Annotated in this window: 18 protein-coding genes; 11 read left to right on the top strand and 7 right to left on the bottom strand. The window is 70.2% G+C overall.

Annotation, left to right across the window (positions count from 1 at the left end):
* Positions 1 to 17: 17 nt before the first annotated feature.
* Both ACFYTQ_RS12470 and ACFYTQ_RS12465 read right to left on the bottom strand, forming a co-directional pair.
* Positions 18 to 329, bottom strand: a complete 312-nt coding sequence (locus tag ACFYTQ_RS12470) for a hypothetical protein (RefSeq protein WP_387359827.1) — start codon at positions 327 to 329, stop codon at positions 18 to 20.
* A 102-nt stretch (positions 330 to 431) separates the two neighbouring features.
* Entirely contained in the window at positions 432 to 1,100 is a 669-nt protein-coding gene (locus ACFYTQ_RS12465; protein WP_387359825.1) for a pyridoxamine 5'-phosphate oxidase family protein, read from the bottom strand.
* Positions 1,101 to 1,135: 35 nt separating this feature from the next.
* Between ACFYTQ_RS12465 and ACFYTQ_RS12460 the strand changes: the two genes are divergently transcribed.
* From ACFYTQ_RS12460 to ACFYTQ_RS12450, 3 genes are read left to right on the top strand one after another with little or no spacing between them, the layout of a single operon-like run.
* Entirely contained in the window at positions 1,136 to 2,560 is a 1,425-nt protein-coding gene (locus tag ACFYTQ_RS12460) for a PLP-dependent aminotransferase family protein (protein ID WP_387359823.1), read from the top strand.
* The gene (locus ACFYTQ_RS12455; protein ID WP_387359820.1) at positions 2,557 to 2,802 is read left to right on the top strand and encodes a DUF2630 family protein; all 246 of its coding nucleotides are present in this window, start codon (positions 2,557 to 2,559) and stop codon (positions 2,800 to 2,802) included. Before ACFYTQ_RS12460 ends, ACFYTQ_RS12455 begins: the two co-directional genes overlap by 4 nt.
* A gap of 16 nt (positions 2,803 to 2,818) precedes the next feature.
* Positions 2,819 to 4,321, top strand: coding sequence for a carboxylesterase/lipase family protein (locus ACFYTQ_RS12450; protein ID WP_387359819.1), 1,503 nt, complete (start codon positions 2,819 to 2,821; stop codon positions 4,319 to 4,321).
* 107 nt (positions 4,322 to 4,428) lie between these two features.
* On the opposite strand, the gene ACFYTQ_RS12445 is transcribed toward ACFYTQ_RS12450, so the two are convergent.
* The 3 genes from ACFYTQ_RS12445 to cobF all read right to left on the bottom strand — a co-directional run bounded on the left by ACFYTQ_RS12445 (position 4,429) and on the right by cobF (position 7,282).
* The gene (locus ACFYTQ_RS12445; RefSeq protein WP_387359817.1) at positions 4,429 to 5,295 is read right to left on the bottom strand and encodes an Fpg/Nei family DNA glycosylase; all 867 of its coding nucleotides are present in this window, start codon (positions 5,293 to 5,295) and stop codon (positions 4,429 to 4,431) included.
* Positions 5,296 to 5,340: 45 nt separating this feature from the next.
* Positions 5,341 to 6,450 carry a hypothetical protein gene (locus ACFYTQ_RS12440; protein ID WP_387359815.1) on the bottom strand — a complete coding sequence of 370 codons (1,110 nt, stop codon included), beginning with the start codon at positions 6,448 to 6,450 and terminating at the stop codon, positions 5,341 to 5,343.
* A 79-nt stretch (positions 6,451 to 6,529) separates the two neighbouring features.
* Positions 6,530 to 7,282, bottom strand: a complete 753-nt coding sequence (gene cobF, locus ACFYTQ_RS12435; protein ID WP_387359813.1) for a precorrin-6A synthase (deacetylating) — start codon at positions 7,280 to 7,282, stop codon at positions 6,530 to 6,532.
* Between the two features lie 20 nt (positions 7,283 to 7,302).
* Between cobF and ACFYTQ_RS12430 the strand changes: the two genes are divergently transcribed.
* The 7 genes from ACFYTQ_RS12430 to ACFYTQ_RS12400 all read left to right on the top strand — a co-directional run bounded on the left by ACFYTQ_RS12430 (position 7,303) and on the right by ACFYTQ_RS12400 (position 11,819).
* Complete coding sequence (locus ACFYTQ_RS12430; RefSeq protein WP_387359811.1) at positions 7,303 to 8,103, top strand: thymidylate synthase; 801 nt, start codon at positions 7,303 to 7,305, stop codon at positions 8,101 to 8,103.
* The gene (locus tag ACFYTQ_RS12425; RefSeq protein WP_387359809.1) at positions 8,100 to 8,576 is read left to right on the top strand and encodes a dihydrofolate reductase; all 477 of its coding nucleotides are present in this window, start codon (positions 8,100 to 8,102) and stop codon (positions 8,574 to 8,576) included. The genes ACFYTQ_RS12430 and ACFYTQ_RS12425 overlap by 4 nt, the downstream gene beginning before the upstream one ends.
* 67 nt (positions 8,577 to 8,643) lie before the next feature.
* Positions 8,644 to 8,970: a cupin domain-containing protein gene (locus tag ACFYTQ_RS12420; protein ID WP_387359807.1), complete on the top strand. Its 327-nt coding sequence runs from the start codon at positions 8,644 to 8,646 to the stop codon at positions 8,968 to 8,970.
* A gap of 35 nt (positions 8,971 to 9,005) precedes the next feature.
* Entirely contained in the window at positions 9,006 to 10,019 is a 1,014-nt protein-coding gene (locus ACFYTQ_RS12415) for a Dyp-type peroxidase (RefSeq protein WP_387359805.1), read from the top strand.
* Positions 10,016 to 10,816, top strand: a complete 801-nt coding sequence (locus ACFYTQ_RS12410) for a family 1 encapsulin nanocompartment shell protein (RefSeq protein ID WP_387359803.1) — start codon at positions 10,016 to 10,018, stop codon at positions 10,814 to 10,816. The genes ACFYTQ_RS12415 and ACFYTQ_RS12410 overlap by 4 nt, the downstream gene beginning before the upstream one ends.
* 61 nt (positions 10,817 to 10,877) lie before the next feature.
* Entirely contained in the window at positions 10,878 to 11,408 is a 531-nt protein-coding gene (locus ACFYTQ_RS12405; RefSeq protein WP_387359801.1) for a hypothetical protein, read from the top strand.
* A gap of 12 nt (positions 11,409 to 11,420) precedes the next feature.
* The gene (locus ACFYTQ_RS12400; protein ID WP_387359799.1) at positions 11,421 to 11,819 is read left to right on the top strand and encodes an NUDIX domain-containing protein; all 399 of its coding nucleotides are present in this window, start codon (positions 11,421 to 11,423) and stop codon (positions 11,817 to 11,819) included.
* A 1-nt stretch (position 11,820) separates the two neighbouring features.
* Here ACFYTQ_RS12400 and ACFYTQ_RS12395 read toward each other — a convergent pair whose 3' ends face one another.
* Positions 11,821 to 13,452, bottom strand: coding sequence for an MFS transporter (locus tag ACFYTQ_RS12395; protein WP_387359797.1), 1,632 nt, complete (start codon positions 13,450 to 13,452; stop codon positions 11,821 to 11,823).
* Positions 13,453 to 13,813: 361 nt separating this feature from the next.
* The gene (locus ACFYTQ_RS12390; RefSeq protein WP_387359795.1) at positions 13,814 to 14,479 is read right to left on the bottom strand and encodes a TetR/AcrR family transcriptional regulator; all 666 of its coding nucleotides are present in this window, start codon (positions 14,477 to 14,479) and stop codon (positions 13,814 to 13,816) included.
* 198 nt (positions 14,480 to 14,677) lie between these two features.
* Between ACFYTQ_RS12390 and ACFYTQ_RS12385 the strand changes: the two genes are divergently transcribed.
* On the top strand, positions 14,678 to 16,198 hold the full coding sequence (locus ACFYTQ_RS12385) for an amino acid permease (RefSeq protein WP_387359793.1): 1,521 nt from the start codon (positions 14,678 to 14,680) through the stop codon (positions 16,196 to 16,198).
* Positions 16,199 to 16,210: the final 12 nt, after the last annotated feature.

The following is a 16,210-nucleotide window of genomic DNA, read 5'->3' as shown; positions in this document are numbered from 1 at the left end:
CCAGATCTACCCGTGCCTCAGCGCATACCGTCACCGGTGGCGTGGTCCTGCCCCTCGATGAGCCGCGCGGAATCGATCTGCCCGTCGTGGAAGCTCTGGAACGTGGTCTGGAAGTTGCCCGCGTTCTGGTAGAGGTTCTTGTGCGACGCGCCGTACCCGTTCTCGCCGTCGTAGAACTGGGAGCCGATCTTGTCGCGGCCCCACGGGGATCCGGTGTCCAGCGACGCCGTGAGGTTGTCCATGACGGCCTTGATCTTGTCGCGGACGTCCAGCGTCTTGCCCGCGGCCGTCCGGAACTTGGCCGGGTCGAACTCAACGGTCATAGTCATCCCCTCCACGGTGTACTCACGCACGATGACAGCCGTGGGGAAATCACTTGTTTCCCGAAGGTGAACGGCAGATACCCCGGACGGTGAACGAGACCCGTTCGTCTACATCGGGATTCGCGTCGCGGTCCGGTCGAGCACGTGGGTGGGCGTCTCGATGCCCGCGCGCAGATCGGCATTGGGAACGGGCGCGCCGAAAACCCGTTGCAGCGGAAGGACTCCCGCCCACGCGTCGCCGGCCAGGTCCTCGGCGTCGTCGCTCGCGTCGCCGGATCGGATCTTCACCGACGCCTCCGTGAGGTCCAGGGCCAGCACGAGGGTCGCGGCGAGTTCCTTCTTGTTCGGCGGCCGGACCGCGTCCCAGGCCCCGGGCGCGTTGTGCTCGATGATCGCGCGCAGCGCCCGCAGCCGGTCCGCCTCGCCGGTGACCTCGACCGGGCGGCCGTGCACGACGGCCGAACGGTAGTTCATCGAGAAGTGCATGGCCGAGCGGGCGTACACGATCCCGTCCACCAGCGTCACCGACACCGACAGGTCACCGGTCAGCGCGGCGCGCAGGTTGCCCGACCCGGTGGAGCCGTGCAGATAGAGGGTGTCGTCGATGCGGCCGTAGGTCGTCGGCAGCACCACGGGCGCGCCGTGCAGGAGCACGCCCACATGACAGATCAGGCCCGCGTCGAGCACCGCGTCCAGGGCGGCCCGATCGGTGGCGGCGCGGTCGCGCAGGCGGGTCGGGGTGCTGCGCGGGGTCGGGGAGAGTGGAGTGCGGGTCATGTCAACCAGGTTTGCGGAGCGAATGGCATTCTTGAATGGCCAATTCCACGAAATATCGGAAGACCAATTCCATGCCCGACGCCCTGGACGAACTGCCGCTCGCGATCGATCGCGCCGCCCCGACCCCGCTGTCCGTGCAGGTCGCCACCGGTCTGCGGGCCGCCGCGACCGCGGGCCGACTGCGCGGCGGGGATCGGCTGCCCTCCTCCCGCGCGCTGGCGACCCGGCTCGGCGTGAGCCGCACCGTGATCACCGCCGCCTACGACCAACTGCACGCCGAGGGCTGGCTGTCGGGTCGGCGCGGTTCGGGCACCTATCTCACCGCCTCGCCCGCGCGCGGGCCGCGCCCCCTCGCGTCGGCGCCACCCTCGCGTCCGGCGTCCGCGCTGCTGGATCTGGCCGCGGGCGCGCCGTGCGTGGAGGCGATCGACCGGGCCGCGTGGCGGCGGGCGTGGCGGGCGGCCGGGGATCGAATCCCGTTGACCCGCAAGGACAGAGCGGGCGATCCGGAATACCGCGCGGCGATCGCCGAACATCTGCTGCGCCACCGCGGGCTCGGCGCGGGCAGCGACACCCGGATGCTCGCGACGGCCGGGGCGAGCGCGGCCGTCGGCGAACTGGCCGCCGCCCTGCTGCGCCCCGGCGACACCGTCGCGATGGAGGATCCCGGGTATCAGCGCGCGGCCGGGGCGTTCCGGGCGGCGGGCGTGCGGGTGCTGCCGGTGCCCGTGGACGCGGCGGGACTGCGGGTCGCCGAGATTCCGCGCGGCGTCGCGGCGGTGTACTGCACGCCCGCGCACCAGTTTCCGCTCGGCGCGCGGATGCCCGCCGCGCGGCGGGTCGAACTCGTCGAATTCGCCTGTCGCACAGGCACTCTCGTGATCGAGGACGACTACGACGGCGAGCTGCGGTACGACACGGCCCCGTTGCCCTTGCTGGCCACCCTCGGACCCGATGTGGTCGTCCACGTCGGAACCACCTCGAAGATCCTCTCGCCCGTGCTGGGCATCGGCTGGCTCGTCGGCCCGCCCCGGGTGACCGAGGCCGTCCTGGCCCATCGCGAGGCGACCGGCACCGGACCGGCGGTGGCGGGCCAGCACGTGGTCGCCGAACTGGCCCGGCACGGCGATCTGGCCCGGCATCTGCGGCGGCTGCGGCGCGAGATGCCGCCGCGGCGGGCGCTGGTGACCGAGCGGCTGCGCGGCTTCGACGTGCGCGGCGACGACGCGGGCAGTCACGTCGTGGTGGCGCTGGCGTCCGCGGCCGAGGAGGTGCGCGTGGTCGCGGCCGCCGCGCGCGGGGGCGTGCTGCTCGAGGGGCTGGGCCGCCATCACCTCGGGCCGCGGCACACCTTCGGCATCGCGCTCGGCTACGCCGCGATCGGGCGCGCCGACCTGCCGTACGCGCTGGATGTGGTTGCCGATTGTCTTCGCGCGATCGGCCGTAGCATGGTCCCATGACCGAACAGGACATTCTGGCGCGCATCAAGGACCTTGTCGACCAGGAACATCAGCTGCGGTCCAAGGCCGTGGGCAAGGAACTCGACCCCGAGTCCGAGCGGCGGCAGCTGGCCGAACTCGAGGTGATGCTGGATCAGTGCTGGGATCTGCTGCGGCAGCGGCGGGCCCGCATGGACCAGGGCGCGGATCCGAATGAGGCCCAGGTCAATTCGGCCAAGCAGGTCGAGGGTTATCTGCAGTGAGGTTTACCATTCGAAAATGGTAGAAGTAGCGACCACCGAAGGCGTCGTCCGCGGTCACGCGGGGCGGCGGACCCTGCGGTGGCGGTCCATTCCCTACGCCGCTCCGCCCGTCGGTGACCTGCGATTCCGCGCACCGCAACCGGTCGAGCCCTGGACGGGTGTGCGCGACGCCACCCGCTTCGGGAACGCCGCCATGCAGCACCGCAACGGGGCGCGGATCGGCCTGCGCAACGCCCAGCCGACCGACGAGGACTGCCTGACGTTGAACGTCACGGCCCCCGCCACGCCCGCGGCGAAACCGCGGCCGGTGATGGTGTTCATCCACGGGGGCGGGTATGTGCTCGGCACCTCGGCGCTGTCGCTGTACTCGGGGGCGCGGCTGGCGGTGCGCGGGGATGTGGTCGTGGTGTCGATGAACTACCGGCTCGGCGGGTTCGGGTATGTCGATTTCGGCGAATTCTCCACCGCCGCACGGCCTTTCGACTCGAATCTGGGGCTGCGCGATCAGGTCGCGGCGCTGGAGTGGGTGCGGCGCAATATCGCGGCGTTCGGCGGGGATCCGGAGAACGTGACGATCTTCGGGGAGTCGGCGGGGGCGCACGCGGTGGTGTCGCTGCTGGCCACGCCCGCGGCGGCCGGGCTGTTCCATCGGGCCATCGCCGAGAGCGCGCCCGCGGACTGGGCCGTCGGGGCCGACGAGGCCCGGCTGTTCGCGCGCATGTGCGTGGAACGGCTCGGCGCCACACCGGAGGACGCCGCGCGGGCGCTGACCACCGCCGCCGCCAACGACATTCGCAAGGCCGTGGACAAGGCGATCGGCGATGTGCTGTGGGAGCAGCCCGGGTCGTTCCCGGCCGCGCCCGTGGTGGACGGCGACTATCTGCCGCAGGCCCCGATCGACGCCATCGCCGCGGGCAAGGCGCACGCGGTGCCGTTGATCATCGGCACGAATCGCGATGAGGGGACGCTGTTCTCGCGCTTCGACCGGACCCTGCCGACCACGCCGGACCAGTTGCGCAAGGCGCTGAGCCGCTGCGGCGAGGACGTCGAATCCCGCATCGTGGCGGCCTATCCCGGCTATCCGGCGCCGAAGGTGGCCGTCCGGATGGGCGGCGACTTCGTCTTCTGGCGGCCGACCCTCGCCGTCGCCGAGGGCCACAGCCGCCACGCGCCCACCTACGTCTACCGCTTCGACTACGCGCCCCGCGCGATCCGCCTGGCGGGCTTCGGCGCGACCCACGCCCTCGACCTCATCCCGGTCTTCGGCGGCGTCGACTCCCCCATCGGCCGCTCCCTCACCGTCGCGGGCGGCTACCGCGGCTTCCTCGCCGTCCAACGCGAATTCCAAAGCAACTGGCTCGCTTTCGCCCGCACCGCCCGCCCCCTCGACTCCTGGCCCCCCTACACCGAATCCCACCGCATCACCAAGATCATCACCCACCCCACCCGCCTGGAAGTCGACCCCGACCGCCCCAAACGCCTCGCCTGGCAAGGCATCCGCGTCCCCGCCCTCACCTGACCACCCCCACCGGAAGCCGGGCCCCAAGTGGTCGTCGCGAAGCCGCGACCCGACGCGGGTGCACTTGGGTCCCGGCCTCCACACCCCGGCCTACCCCGCCACAAACCTCACTTCAGTAGGCGGGACATGCGGCGGTCGGCGAGGATTTTGCCGTTGGTCTGGCAGGTGGGGCAGTACTGGAAGGACTTGTCGGCGTAGGCGACCTCGCGGACGGTGTCGCCGCAGACGGGGCAGGGGAGGCCGGTGCGGGCGTGGACCCGGAGGCCGGAGCGTTTCTCGCCCTTGAGGCGGGCGGCGTCCTGGCCGACCGAGCGGGTGACCGCGTCGGTGAGGACCGCGCGCATGGCGGCGTAGAGCTGGGCGACCCTGGGCTCGTCGAGGGTGCCCGCGGTGGCGAAGGGGGAGAGCTTGGCGGTGTGCAGGATCTCGTCGGAGTAGGCGTTGCCGATGCCCGCGATCAGGGCCTGGTCGGTGAGGGCGGTCTTGAGGCGCTGCGAGGTGCCGCGCAACAGTTCGGCGAAGCGTCGCTCGTCGATCTCCAGGGCGTCGGGACCGAGACGCGCGATCCCCGGCACCGCCATCGGGTCCTCGACCACCCACACCGCGAGCCGCTTCTTGGTCCCGGCCTCGGTCAGATCGAACGCGGGCGTCGCCCCCTCGGGCGTGAAGAAGTGCACCCGCAGGGCCAACGGCCCCTTGCCCGGCTTCGGCGGCGACGCGCTCGGCTCGTCCAGCCAGCGCAGCCACCCGCCCCGCGACAGATGCGTGATCAACCACAGCCCGTCGCAGTTCATCCCCAGATGCTTGCCCCAATGCCCCGCGCCCGTGACGTCACGACCGGACAGCGCGGTCACCGGCGGATCGAAGGTCTTCAGCACGCTCAGCGCCGCGACATCGACCCGCCCGACGACCGCGCCCACCGCATGCTCGGCGAGGAACCGCTCGAGCGCCACGATTTCGGGTAACTCGGGCACGTTCGCAGCCTACCGGCCGCCACCGACACCGCGCCGGACCACGAGCTACACCACGTACCGCAGAATCGCCGCCACCGGCCCGCCGTCGGGCAGATCGTCCGCGCGCACGGCCAGCACGGTTCCCGAATTCGCGAGCACCCGCCGCGCGATCTCGTCGGTCACCCCGGGCGCCTCCACCTCGTCCTCGTCGGCGAAGGTCACCTCCCCGCTCGCCGGATCCACCGATCCGGGCACGATCGCGTCGATGTCCACCAGCAGCGTGTCCACCGACCCGAACGTCGCCGCCCGCGCGACATCGGACACGTCGCTGAGCGCCCGCCCGTCGGAACGCCCCTGCTCGAACCGCTCCCGCACGTCCGCCACCCGCTCGGCGTAGTAACGATCCAGCAACGGCCGCGCCAACGCCGCGAGCTCCTCGTCGGCCAGTTCCTCGGGATTGCCCGGGATCGACTCCGCGAGCAGCCCGGGATAGCTGTTCACCGAGCGGTACAGCGAGTCGATCGGCTCGGTCGCGGCGAGGATCAACGGCAGATCCCGCCCGGCCAGCACCGCCCGCAACTCGTGATCGATGGCCCGCGCGTACTGCCGGACCAGCACCTTGCGTCCCTCCGTGCCCTGCAACCGCCGTTTCGGCGCGCGCCCGCTCAGCGACGCCTTGCGCGCGTGATCGGCTGCGCTGGTGGGCATTTCGGGCAGCCGCACCTGTTCCGCGGGCCGGTCGGCATTGATCTCGACCAGACGCACCGCGCCCTCGGACAACGCCAGCACGAACGCCGCCTGCGGAAACGACGTCGCCCGCAGCAACGGCTTGACCAGGAACCGATCCCCCACGGTCACACTCGCCCGCAACCGATTCGGCACCCGATAGGTGCGCAGCCGCTCCGGCGTGGCGTGCACGACCAGCGTCCGCGACTGGTACCGCCAGAAGTCGTCGTCCTCGATGAGGTCGTCGAATTCCTCTTCCAGGGCCGTCCGCCCGTCCCGCCCGTCGACGTGCCCGAGCGCCTCGCGCACCTGATTGGAGAATTCGATCCGGGCCTTGTCCGGGTCGTCGGTGGCGGGTTCGGTCGGGGTGTAGATCGACACGCTCGGCGCGCCGGTGGCGGCGGCCAGTTCCTCGATTTCGCGACGGGTCGGAACATCGGTATGCAGCACGTGCGCACTCCTCGGTCGTGGGACAACCGCTCCGGAGCTACCAGCCTGGCAGCGAAACGACCGATTCGCAACTACCTGGCTAACTCTGCGTGCGGCGCAGCAGGTAGATGTCCATGATCCAACCCTTGCGCTCCCGAAGTTCGTTGCGGCACTTGATGATTCGATCCCGCACCGCCGACAGCGGCCCCTCGATCAACGTCTCGTCCGGCATCCCCAGATACGCTCCCCACCAGATGTGCACATCGTCCCCGGCGATCTCGGCGAACGAGCATTCCCCGTCCAGCATCACCAGCGTCGATCCCACCGCCGCCACCCCCTCCTCGCGCAGCCGCCGCCCGGTGGTGATGTGCACCGGTTCGCCGATGTCGTGCAGCACGATCCGATGCCGCGCCGCCAGCGCCTGCGCGCTCGTGATGCCCGGAATCACCTCGTAGTCCAACGTCTCCCGCGCGGCCACCCGCTCGACCATCCGCAATGTGCTGTCGTAGAGCGACGGGTCGCCCCACACCAGAATCGCGCCCACCCCCTCGACCCGGCCGAACGCCTCGGCGAGCAACGCCGCCCGCCGCTCGTGCCAGTCCTCGACGACCTCGCGATAGTCCGCCGCCGACGGCACGATTCGCTCCCGCGGCGGATCGGCGATCGTCACGATCTCGTAGGGCTGTCGCGCGTGCGCGGCCAGCACCGCCGCCCGCACGTCGACCAGTTCCCGCTTGCGCTCGCCCTTGCCGATGACGAAGAACACGTCGGCCCGCCGCAGCGCCGCGGCGGCCTGCATCGTCACCTGCTGCGGGTCCCCGGCCCCGATTCCCACGACGAACAGCTTCTGCACGATGCGTAAGCTTGCCAGGCATGGGCACCGATACCCAGTACGAGGACCTGCTGCGACACGTGCTGGCGAACGGGACGCCGAAGTCCGATCGCACCGGAACCGGCACCCGCAGCATCTTCGGACACCAGCTCCGCTACGACCTGTCGGCGGGTTTCCCGCTCGTCACCACCAAGCGGGTGCATCTGAAATCGATCGTCTACGAGTTGCTGTGGTTCCTGCGCGGCGACTCCAATGTGCGCTGGCTGCGCGAGCACGGCGTCACCATCTGGGACGAATGGGCCGACGCCGACGGCGAATTGGGCCCGGTCTACGGCGTGCAGTGGCGCTCGTGGCCCACGCCCGACGGCACCCACATCGATCAGCTCGCGCAGGCGTTGCAGACGCTGCGCACGAATCCGGACTCGCGCCGCATCCTCGTCTCCGCCTGGAACGTCGCCGACCTGGACAAGATGGCGTTGGCCCCCTGCCACGCCTTCTTCCAATTCCACGTCGCCGACGGCAAACTGTCCTGCCAGCTGTATCAGCGCAGCGCGGACCTGTTCCTCGGGGTGCCGTTCAACATCGCGAGCTACGCCCTGCTCACCCACATGATGGCCCAGCAGGTCGAGCTGCTGCCCGGCGATTTCATCTGGACCGGCGGCGACTGCCACATCTACGACAACCACGTCGACCAGGTGCGCGAGCAACTGAGCCGCGAACCGTACCCGTTCCCGCACCTGCGGCTGCATCCCGCGCCGAGCCTGTTCGACTACCGCTACGAGGACGTCGAGATCGAGAACTACCGCCACCATCCCGCGATCAAGGCCCCGGTGGCGGTGTGATCGGGCTGATCTGGGCGCAGACCCCGCAGGGCGTCATCGGCGTCGACAACACCATTCCGTGGCGGGTGCCCGAGGACTCCGCGCACTTCAAGAAGGTCACCCGCGGCTTCCCCGTGATCATGGGCCGCAAGACCTGGGACTCGCTGCCCGCGCGATTCCGCCCGCTGCCCGGCAGGCGCAACATCGTGGTGACCCGGCAACCGGACTGGTCCGCCGAGGGCGCGGAGCGAGCCGGGTCGGTCGAGGCGGCGCTGCGCCTGGCCGACGCCTCGGCCTGGGTGATGGGTGGCGGTGAGATCTATTGCGCCGCAATGGATCACGCCACCGAACTGATGGTCACCGAGGTCGATCTCGAGGTGTCCGGCGACGCCCACGCCCCGCAGATCGGCCCGGAATGGTCGGTGGATTCCGACACCGGTTGGCGCGAATCGAGCGCCGGACCCCGCTATCGCATCCTGCGCTACCTGCGCTGACACCGACGCGAAATCGCAACGGCGAATTCGCGGGGCCGGTGGGTATCCGTCCGGCATACTCACCTTTGTGGACAAGAAATCGCTGACCGCGGTGGCTCGACAGCAACTCAAACTGGCAGCGACCGCCCCGAGCGGACGCAGTTCCCAGACGCTCTGCGGCGGTCACACCCACAGCCTGCGGCAGACCGTGATCGCGCTGACCGCGGGCAAGAGCCTGTCCGAGCACGACAGCCCCGGCGAGGCCACGCTGCAGGTGCTCACCGGCACCCTCACCCTGATCAGCGGCTCCAACGAATGGAAGGGCTCGCCCGGCGACCTGCTGGTGCTCCCCGACGCCCGGCACAGCGTGATGGCGATCGACGACGTGGCGTTCCTGCTCACGGTGGCCAAGTAGTCGATCTGTCGGTGCGGCCCTCTAGGCTGTCGATCATGGGTGAGCCGCAACCGATCCTCGACCCGCTCACGCGGGCCGCGATCTTTCTGGTCGCCACCATCGACGAGGGTGGCGAGCAGGTCGTGCGCGACCTGCTCGCGGACCTGCAGGGTCTGCGTCGTTCGGTCGGCTTCCGGCTGCCCGGCACCCATCTCGGCGTCATCGCGGGCATCGGCGCCGCCGCCTGGGACCGGTTGTTCTCCGGCCCCAAACCCGCTGAGCTGCACGAGTTTCCGGGTTACGCCGGGCCGCGGCACCAGGCGCCCGCCACGCCGGGCGATCTGCTGTTCCACATCCGTGCCGAATCCCAGGACGCCTGTTTCGAATTGGCGATGACGATCGCGGGCCGCCTGCGCGGCGCGGCCACGATCATCGACGAGACGGTCGGCTTCCGCTACTTCGAGCAGCGCGATCTGCTCGGCTTCGTCGACGGCACCGAGAATCCGGAGGGCCGCACCGCGGTCGCGGCGGGGCTGATCGGCGACGAGGACCCCGAATTCGCCGGGGGCAGTTACGTGATCGTGCAGAAGTACCTGCACGACCTCGACGCCTGGAACGCGCTGTCGGTCGGCGAACAGGAACGCGTCATCGGCCGCACCAAACTCGACGATTTCGAACTGTCCGACGAGGACAAGCCCGCCGACTCGCACGTCGCGGTCAACACCCTCGTCGACCCGGACGGCACCGAGCGCAAGATCATTCGCGCCAATATGCCGTTCGGCAGCGTGCGCGAGGGCGTGTTCGGCACCTACTACGTCGCCTACGCGGCCACCCCGAGCGTCACCGAGCGGATGCTCGTGCGCATGTTCCTCGGCAGCGACGAGGCCGCCTACGACCGCATCCTCGATTTCTCCACCGCCGTCACGGGCACGCTGTTCTTCGTTCCGCCGCTGGAGTTCTTCGACGATCTGCCCGACCCACCCGCCCCGGCCGCGCCGGAGGCGCCCGCCGCCGCACCCGCCGGGGACGGTTCGCTCGGCATCGGCACGCTGAAAAGGAGCAACGCATGAACAACCTGCACCGGGAGCTGGCGCCGATCACCTCCGAGGCGTGGTCGGCGATCGAGGAGGAGGCGACCCGAACCTTCAAGCGGCACATCGCCGGTCGTCGCGTCGTCGACCTGTCCGGCCCGCACGGCACCGCCTACTCCGCGGCCGGGCTGGGCCGCACCACGCCGATCACCGCGCCCGACGAGGGCGTGCAGGCCCGGCAGCGACTGGTCGCCCCGCTGGTCGAGCTGCGGGTGCCGTTCACGCTGTCTCGCGAGGAACTCGACAACGTCGAACGCGGCGCGCAGGACGCCGACCTCGATCCGGTCAAGGACGCCGCGAAGAAGATCGCCTTCGCCGAGGACCGGGCCATCTTCGAGGGCTACCCGGCCGCGGCCATCGAGGGCATCCGGGCGAGTTCGTCCAACGAGCCGATCACCCTGCCCGGCGATCCGCGCCTGGTGCCCGAGGCGGTCGCGCAGTCGCTGACCGCGCTGCGGCTCGCGGGCGTGGACGGCCCGTACTCGGTGCTGCTCAGCGCCGACCTGTACACCGAGGTCAGCGAGACCTCCGACCACGGCCACCCGATCCGCACCCACATCGAGCGGCTGATCCCCAACGGCGAGATCATCTGGGCGCCCGCCATCGACGGCGCCTTCGTGCTCACCACCCGCGGCGGCGACTTCGATCTGCAACTGGGACAAGACCTTTCGATCGGCTACCTGTCGCACGACGCGGATACGGTGCGGCTGTACTTCCAGCAGAGCCTGACGTTCCTGGTGTACACCGCCGAGGCCGCGGTCGCGTTGCGGTCGTAATCGGGCGGGAGCCGCGACCGGCCGCCCGGTACGGTGGGGACGCGGTAGCCAGGAGGTCGAGATGAGTATGGTGCGGGCGGGTGTGGTGCCCGGGCGGCGAGCGGCGGTGTACGGATCGCTCGCGGTGCTGATCCTCGCGCTCTGCTGCGGCGGATTCGTCCTGGCCTTCGGGATCAACCGCGTGGTCACCGGGTTGTTCGTCGGGCTGGTCGCGGCGATCGCGCTGCTGGCGGCGTTGTTCGGGCGGGACGTGGTGATCCTCACCGAGCAGGCGATCTATCGGCGCACGCCGATCTCGGAGACGAGCATCGACTGGGAGCGGGTGGTGGCCGGGCGGTTCGCGCTCGACGAACGCGCCCGCTGGTCGCTGGCGCTGGATCTGGCCGGGGGCGAGGAGAAGCACGGCGAAATCGTGCTGCTCAACATTCCGCCGGTGTTGCGCCCGATCTCCAACGCCTACGAGCACCGCAAGCGCGAACAGGTGGTTCAGATCCGGAACATGTTGCGGCAGAAGCGGATTCCGGTGGTTATCCTGCCGGAGATCGCGCAGGCGCTGCACGACCATTGGAAGCTCGCACCGCCGGTGCACTGACCGAGGGGACCGATGATTCGCACGGCCGCGCTGGCCCATGTTCGCGATCGGCGGCTGTTGCAGGCGCGGTCGGCGCACAAGGACGTCTTCTACATGGCGGGCGGCAAGCTCGACCCCGGGGAGACGCCCCTCGAGGCGTTGTATCGGGAGGTGCGCGAGGAGCTCGGGGTGGAGGTGGCCGGGCATCGCGAACTCGGGGTGTTCGAGTGTCAGGCGTTCGGGGAGGCGCCGGGGGTGCGGTTGCACATGACCTGTTTCACCGCCGATCTGACCGGTGACCCGCGGCCGACGAGCGAGGTGGCCGAGCTGCGCTACTTCACCGGGGGCGAGTACGCGGCGATGCCGCATGTCGCGCCGGGTTCGATGCTGGTGTTCCGGCGGTTGCGCGAACTCGATCTGATCGACTGGTGAGTCAGTCGGCGGGCGTGTCCTCGGTCTCGGGAATCTCGCCCGCGCCCAACGGGATTCGCGTCGCGGCGAGGAAGCCGAGCAGCAGGAACACCGCGGCCACGAGCATGGTGAGCCGAGTGGCGTCGGCGAAACCGCGCGACAGGGCGTCGACGACGGCGCCGGTGCCCTGCTGGTCGCGCAGTCCGGTGATCGCGCCGCCCGCCGAACTGCGGGTGGCCTCGGCGACCTCGTCCGCGGCGTTCGCGGGGAGGCCGGGCACATCGCCGAGCCGGTCGGCGAGGAAGCGCCCGAGCCCGATCGACAGGACGCCGCCGAGCACGGCCGCGCCCAGGGCCGACCCGAGCTGGCGGACCGTGGACTGCGTCGCCGACCCCTGACCCGAGGCTTCGGGCGGGACGCCCGCCAGCACGGTTCCGGCCAACTGCGCCGAGGCGAATCCCAATCCCACCCCGTAGCAGGCCAGCAGCAGCGCCAGCAGCCACGGCGAGATGTGCGCGGACACGCACAGGGCGGTAATCGCGATCGCCACCGCCTCGATCGCCACGCCGAGGCGCACGATCCGCACGGGTCCGAGGCGACGGCCCAGCGCCTCGGTCAGGCCACCGGCGACGAACGCGCCCAGGGCCATCGCCGCCAGGACGAGACCGGCGCGCAGCGGTGACAGTCCCAGCACGTCGACCAGGAACAGCGGCAGCACGAACAGCAGGCCGAATTCGCCGAGGGCGATCACGAACGCGGCGGTGTTGCCCCACCGGAACGCGGGCCGCTCGAACAGCGAAAGGTCCAGCAGCGCAGAGCGATTCACCTGCTCGCGGTGCCGCTCCCAGCGCAGGAACAGCGCCAGCAGCACCAGGCCCACCACGAGCAGGATCGGGATCGCGGACAGGACGAAGTTCTTCGACCAGGTGATGCCGAGCAGATGGAAGTCCCGCAACGGCCGCCACCAGCCGTAGGTCTGCCCCTCGATGAGCGCGAAGACGACCAGCGCGAATCCGGCCGCGCTGAGCAGGAATCCGTCGACGTCCACCCCGCGCGCGTGTTCGGTCTCGCGGGTCTCGGGCACGAGGGTGACGATGCCCGCCAGCACGACCACCCCGATCGGCAGATTCACCAGGAAGATCCAGGGCCAGGTGAACGAGGTCGTCAACCAGCCACCCAGCAGCGGCCCGATCGCCGCCATCCCCGACATGACCGACCCCCACACCGCGAACGCGATCACCCGATCCCGATCCCGGAACATCGCGTTCACCGTCGACAACGTCCCCGGCAGCACCGCCGCCCCGCCCACCCCCTGCACGATCCGCCCCCAGATCAAGGTCCCCGGCGCGTCCGCCCCCGCCGCGATCAGACTCCCGACCACGAACACCACCACCCCCACCGCGAACACCTTCCGCCGCCCCCACCGATCCCCCACCCGCCCCGCCGTGATCAACAACGCCGCGAACACCACCGCATAAACACTGTTCACCCACTGCGCCTGCGTGAACCCCAACCCCAGATCCCCGATGATCACCGGCAACGAGACATTCACAATCGTCCCGTCCAACACCACCATCGCCAACCCCAACGCCAAAACCCCCAACGCCCCCCACCGCCGCCACCCCACCCCCACCTCGGCCTCCACATGACTCATGCGCCCACTCCCGTCATAGACCCCAGCCCACCGAGTTAACGACCAGTTCGCCGACCCACCTCCCCTGAGGTATACACATCCGCTATGACTTGAAACCGCCCTTCTCCCCTGCCCCCGCATCCCCTCCCCTGTCCACACCCTCCCGATTCCCTCCCGTGCCGCGCGCCCTCTGGTGCCCATTCCTGTCCCGCGGCCTCCCAGCGGCCTCCCGGTGTTCCCTCCTGCCCAGCGGCCTCCCGGTCCCCTCTTGCGCCCCGCGGCCTCCCGTCTCCTCCCGGCCCGCGACGACCCGTGCCCCTCTTACCCGGACCCGTTCGGATCCCCCTCTGCCCGGATCCCCCCTGTTCCCTGCCCGCGAGCGCTAGCGAGCGGGCAGGGACAACCGCGACAAAACATCCTCAGCAGCGACCCGGACACCCTCCACATCCCCGTGCCACCCGAGCATGTGCAAAATCGCGTCCGGAATGAGCTGGTGGGCGCGGCTCGGGGCGGCGCCTTCATCGGAGCGGATGTTGATGACCGACTCCACCAGGCGGAACGGCAGGACGTGGGCGGTCGGCGGGACGGTGGCGGCCTCGATCCGGCCGGACAGTTCCTCGTAGTGGCCCCGGAGTTCGTCGCGCCGGTGGCGGAACGATTCGAAGCGCGGGGCGCGGAGTTCGGGGAGGAGGTAGAGGGCGCCGAGATTCCAACGGGCGGCGCACAATTGGCGGACGTCGAAGAGGGCGAGGGCGTAGAGGGCGACCTCGGGGGGCGCGGGATCGGCGCGCAGGGCGCGGGCGAGTTCCAGTGGGCCCGTGATGGTTTCGTCGAGCAGGGCGTCGAGGATGTCGTCCTTGGCGGCGAAGTGGTGATACAGCGACGCCTGACGGATGCCGACGGCGTCGGCGATGCCGCGGGTCGAGGTGCTGGCATACCCCTTGGTGGTGAACAATTCCGCGGCGGCGTCGAGGATTTCGGCGCGCGGGGTCTGGCCCTGACGACGCCGCGGTCCGAGGCGGGGGCGGCCGGGTCCGAGTTGCGTCACGACACCCATTCTGTCCCACCGCCGTACGAACCCCGCCCCGACCTGCGCCGAGAGATTTCTGTCATCCGACAGAAACTCCGGTAACCCAGAAGTTACGGCCGGAGACGAGCCGGATACATCGGCGTCACCATCGGTGACCTCGGGCTTGGAAAACTTTCGAGCGATAGATATTGGCGACCACGCCGAAGGATTCCGCCCATGGCCACCACCCTCACCCCCGAACTCACCGACAACGCCGACCTGGAAAGGTTCGGCTATCGCCCGGTGCTGCATCGCAAGCTCGGCCGCTACGCCTCGTTCGCGGCCGGGTTCTCCTTCGTCTCGATTCTGACCACGATCTTCCAGTTCTTCGGCTTCGGTTACGGCTTCGGCGGCGGCGGGTTCTTCTGGACCTGGCCGATCGTCTTCGCCGGGCAGTTCCTGGTGGCCCTGAACTTCGCGGAACTGGCCGCGCGCTACCCCATCTCGGGCTGCATCTATCAGTGGTCGCGCCGACTGGCCGGGGAGCTGGTCGGCTGGTTCGCGGGCTGGATGATGATCATCGCCCAGATCGTGACCGCCGCGGCCGCCGCGATCGCCCTCCAGGTGGTGCTGCCCTCGATCTGGAGCGGCTTCCAGCTCGTCGGCACCGACACCGCGCTGACCTCCCCCTCGGGCGCGACGAACGCGGTCCTGCTGGGCAGCGCGCTGCTGGTGGTGACGACGGTCGTCAATGTCGTGGGCATCGAACTCATGTCGCGGATCAACACGATCGGGGTGACGATCGAGATCGTCGGCGTGCTCGCCACGGTGGCGCTGTTCTTCACCCACACCGATCGCGGTCCGGGCGTCGTGTTCGACACCTCGACCGCCGCGCCCGGCCCGTACTGGGCGGCGTTCCTGGTGTCGGGTCTCATGGCCGCCTACGTGATGGTCGGATTCGATTCCGCCGGTGAGCTTTCCGAGGAGACGAAGAATCCGCGCCGGGTCGCCCCGCGCACCATCCTCACGGCGCTGACGGTCTCCGGGATCGGCGGCGGCCTGATGCTGCTGGGCGCGCTCATGGCCGCCCCCAGCCTCGACGACGGCAAGCTGGGCACCGAGGGGCTGGCGTACGTGATCTCCTCGAAGCTGGACAGCCCCGCCGGGAAGGTGTTGCTGGCCTGCGTGGCGGTCGCTATCACGGTGTGCACCTTGGCGATTCAGACGGCGGGTTCGCGGCTGATGTTCTCCATGGCCCGCGACGGCAAACTGCCCTTCGCCCGTCGGCTCGCGGCCGTGCACCCCCGCTTCGGCACGCCCGTCCTGCCCGCCGTGGTGATCGGTGTGCTCGGCATCGCCCTGCTGGTGGTGAATCTCGGCAACGCGGCCCTGTTCGCCACCCTCGCGAGCGTCTGCATCGTCACCCTGTACCTCGCCTACCTCCTGGTGACCGTGCCCCTGCTCGTCCGGCGGATCTCCGGCTGGCCCGCCGCCGAAACCGACTCCGGCGAAAGGCTTTTCGCGCTCGGCCGCTGGGGCATCCCCGTGAACGCCGCGGCCGTGGTCTGGGGCATCGCCATGGCGGTGAACCTCGCCTGGCCGCGCGCGGAGGTCTACACACCCAACGGCGGCGGCTGGTGGATGCTCTGGGCCGCACCGCTTTTCGTCGCCCTCACGATCCTGGTCGGCATCGTGGTGCACCGCGTCGTGGTCGCCCGGCCCGCCGCCGCGGCCGCACCCGTACCGCAACCTGCCTGAGCCGCACGCCCC

The organism is Nocardia sp. NPDC004068 (assembly GCF_042874315.1).
Taxonomy (GTDB): Bacteria; Actinomycetota; Actinomycetes; order Mycobacteriales; family Mycobacteriaceae; genus Nocardia.
This window is presented reverse-complemented; position numbering and strand designations above follow the sequence as displayed.

Bases quoted from the DNA above. Each gene is read 5' to 3' on its own strand.
- ACFYTQ_RS12450 (WP_387359819.1), top strand. From the start codon at position 2,819: ATGGTAGAAGTAGCGACCACCGAAGGCGTCGTCCGCGGTCACGCGGGG.
- ACFYTQ_RS12460 (WP_387359823.1), top strand. From the start codon at position 1,136: ATGGCCAATTCCACGAAATATCGGAAGACCAATTCCATGCCCGACGCC.
- ACFYTQ_RS12470 (WP_387359827.1), bottom strand. From the start codon at position 329: ATGACTATGACCGTTGAGTTCGACCCGGCCAAGTTCCGGACGGCCGCG.
- ACFYTQ_RS12400 (WP_387359799.1), top strand. From the start codon at position 11,421: ATGATTCGCACGGCCGCGCTGGCCCATGTTCGCGATCGGCGGCTGTTG.
- ACFYTQ_RS12415 (WP_387359805.1), top strand. From the start codon at position 9,006: ATGGGTGAGCCGCAACCGATCCTCGACCCGCTCACGCGGGCCGCGATC.
- ACFYTQ_RS12430 (WP_387359811.1), top strand. From the start codon at position 7,303: ATGGGCACCGATACCCAGTACGAGGACCTGCTGCGACACGTGCTGGCG.
- ACFYTQ_RS12410 (WP_387359803.1), top strand. From the start codon at position 10,016: ATGAACAACCTGCACCGGGAGCTGGCGCCGATCACCTCCGAGGCGTGG.
- ACFYTQ_RS12465 (WP_387359825.1), bottom strand. From the start codon at position 1,100: ATGACCCGCACTCCACTCTCCCCGACCCCGCGCAGCACCCCGACCCGC.
- ACFYTQ_RS12455 (WP_387359820.1), top strand. From the start codon at position 2,557: ATGACCGAACAGGACATTCTGGCGCGCATCAAGGACCTTGTCGACCAG.
- ACFYTQ_RS12395 (WP_387359797.1), bottom strand. From the start codon at position 13,452: ATGAGTCATGTGGAGGCCGAGGTGGGGGTGGGGTGGCGGCGGTGGGGG.
- ACFYTQ_RS12405 (WP_387359801.1), top strand. From the start codon at position 10,878: ATGAGTATGGTGCGGGCGGGTGTGGTGCCCGGGCGGCGAGCGGCGGTG.
- ACFYTQ_RS12385 (WP_387359793.1), top strand. From the start codon at position 14,678: ATGGCCACCACCCTCACCCCCGAACTCACCGACAACGCCGACCTGGAA.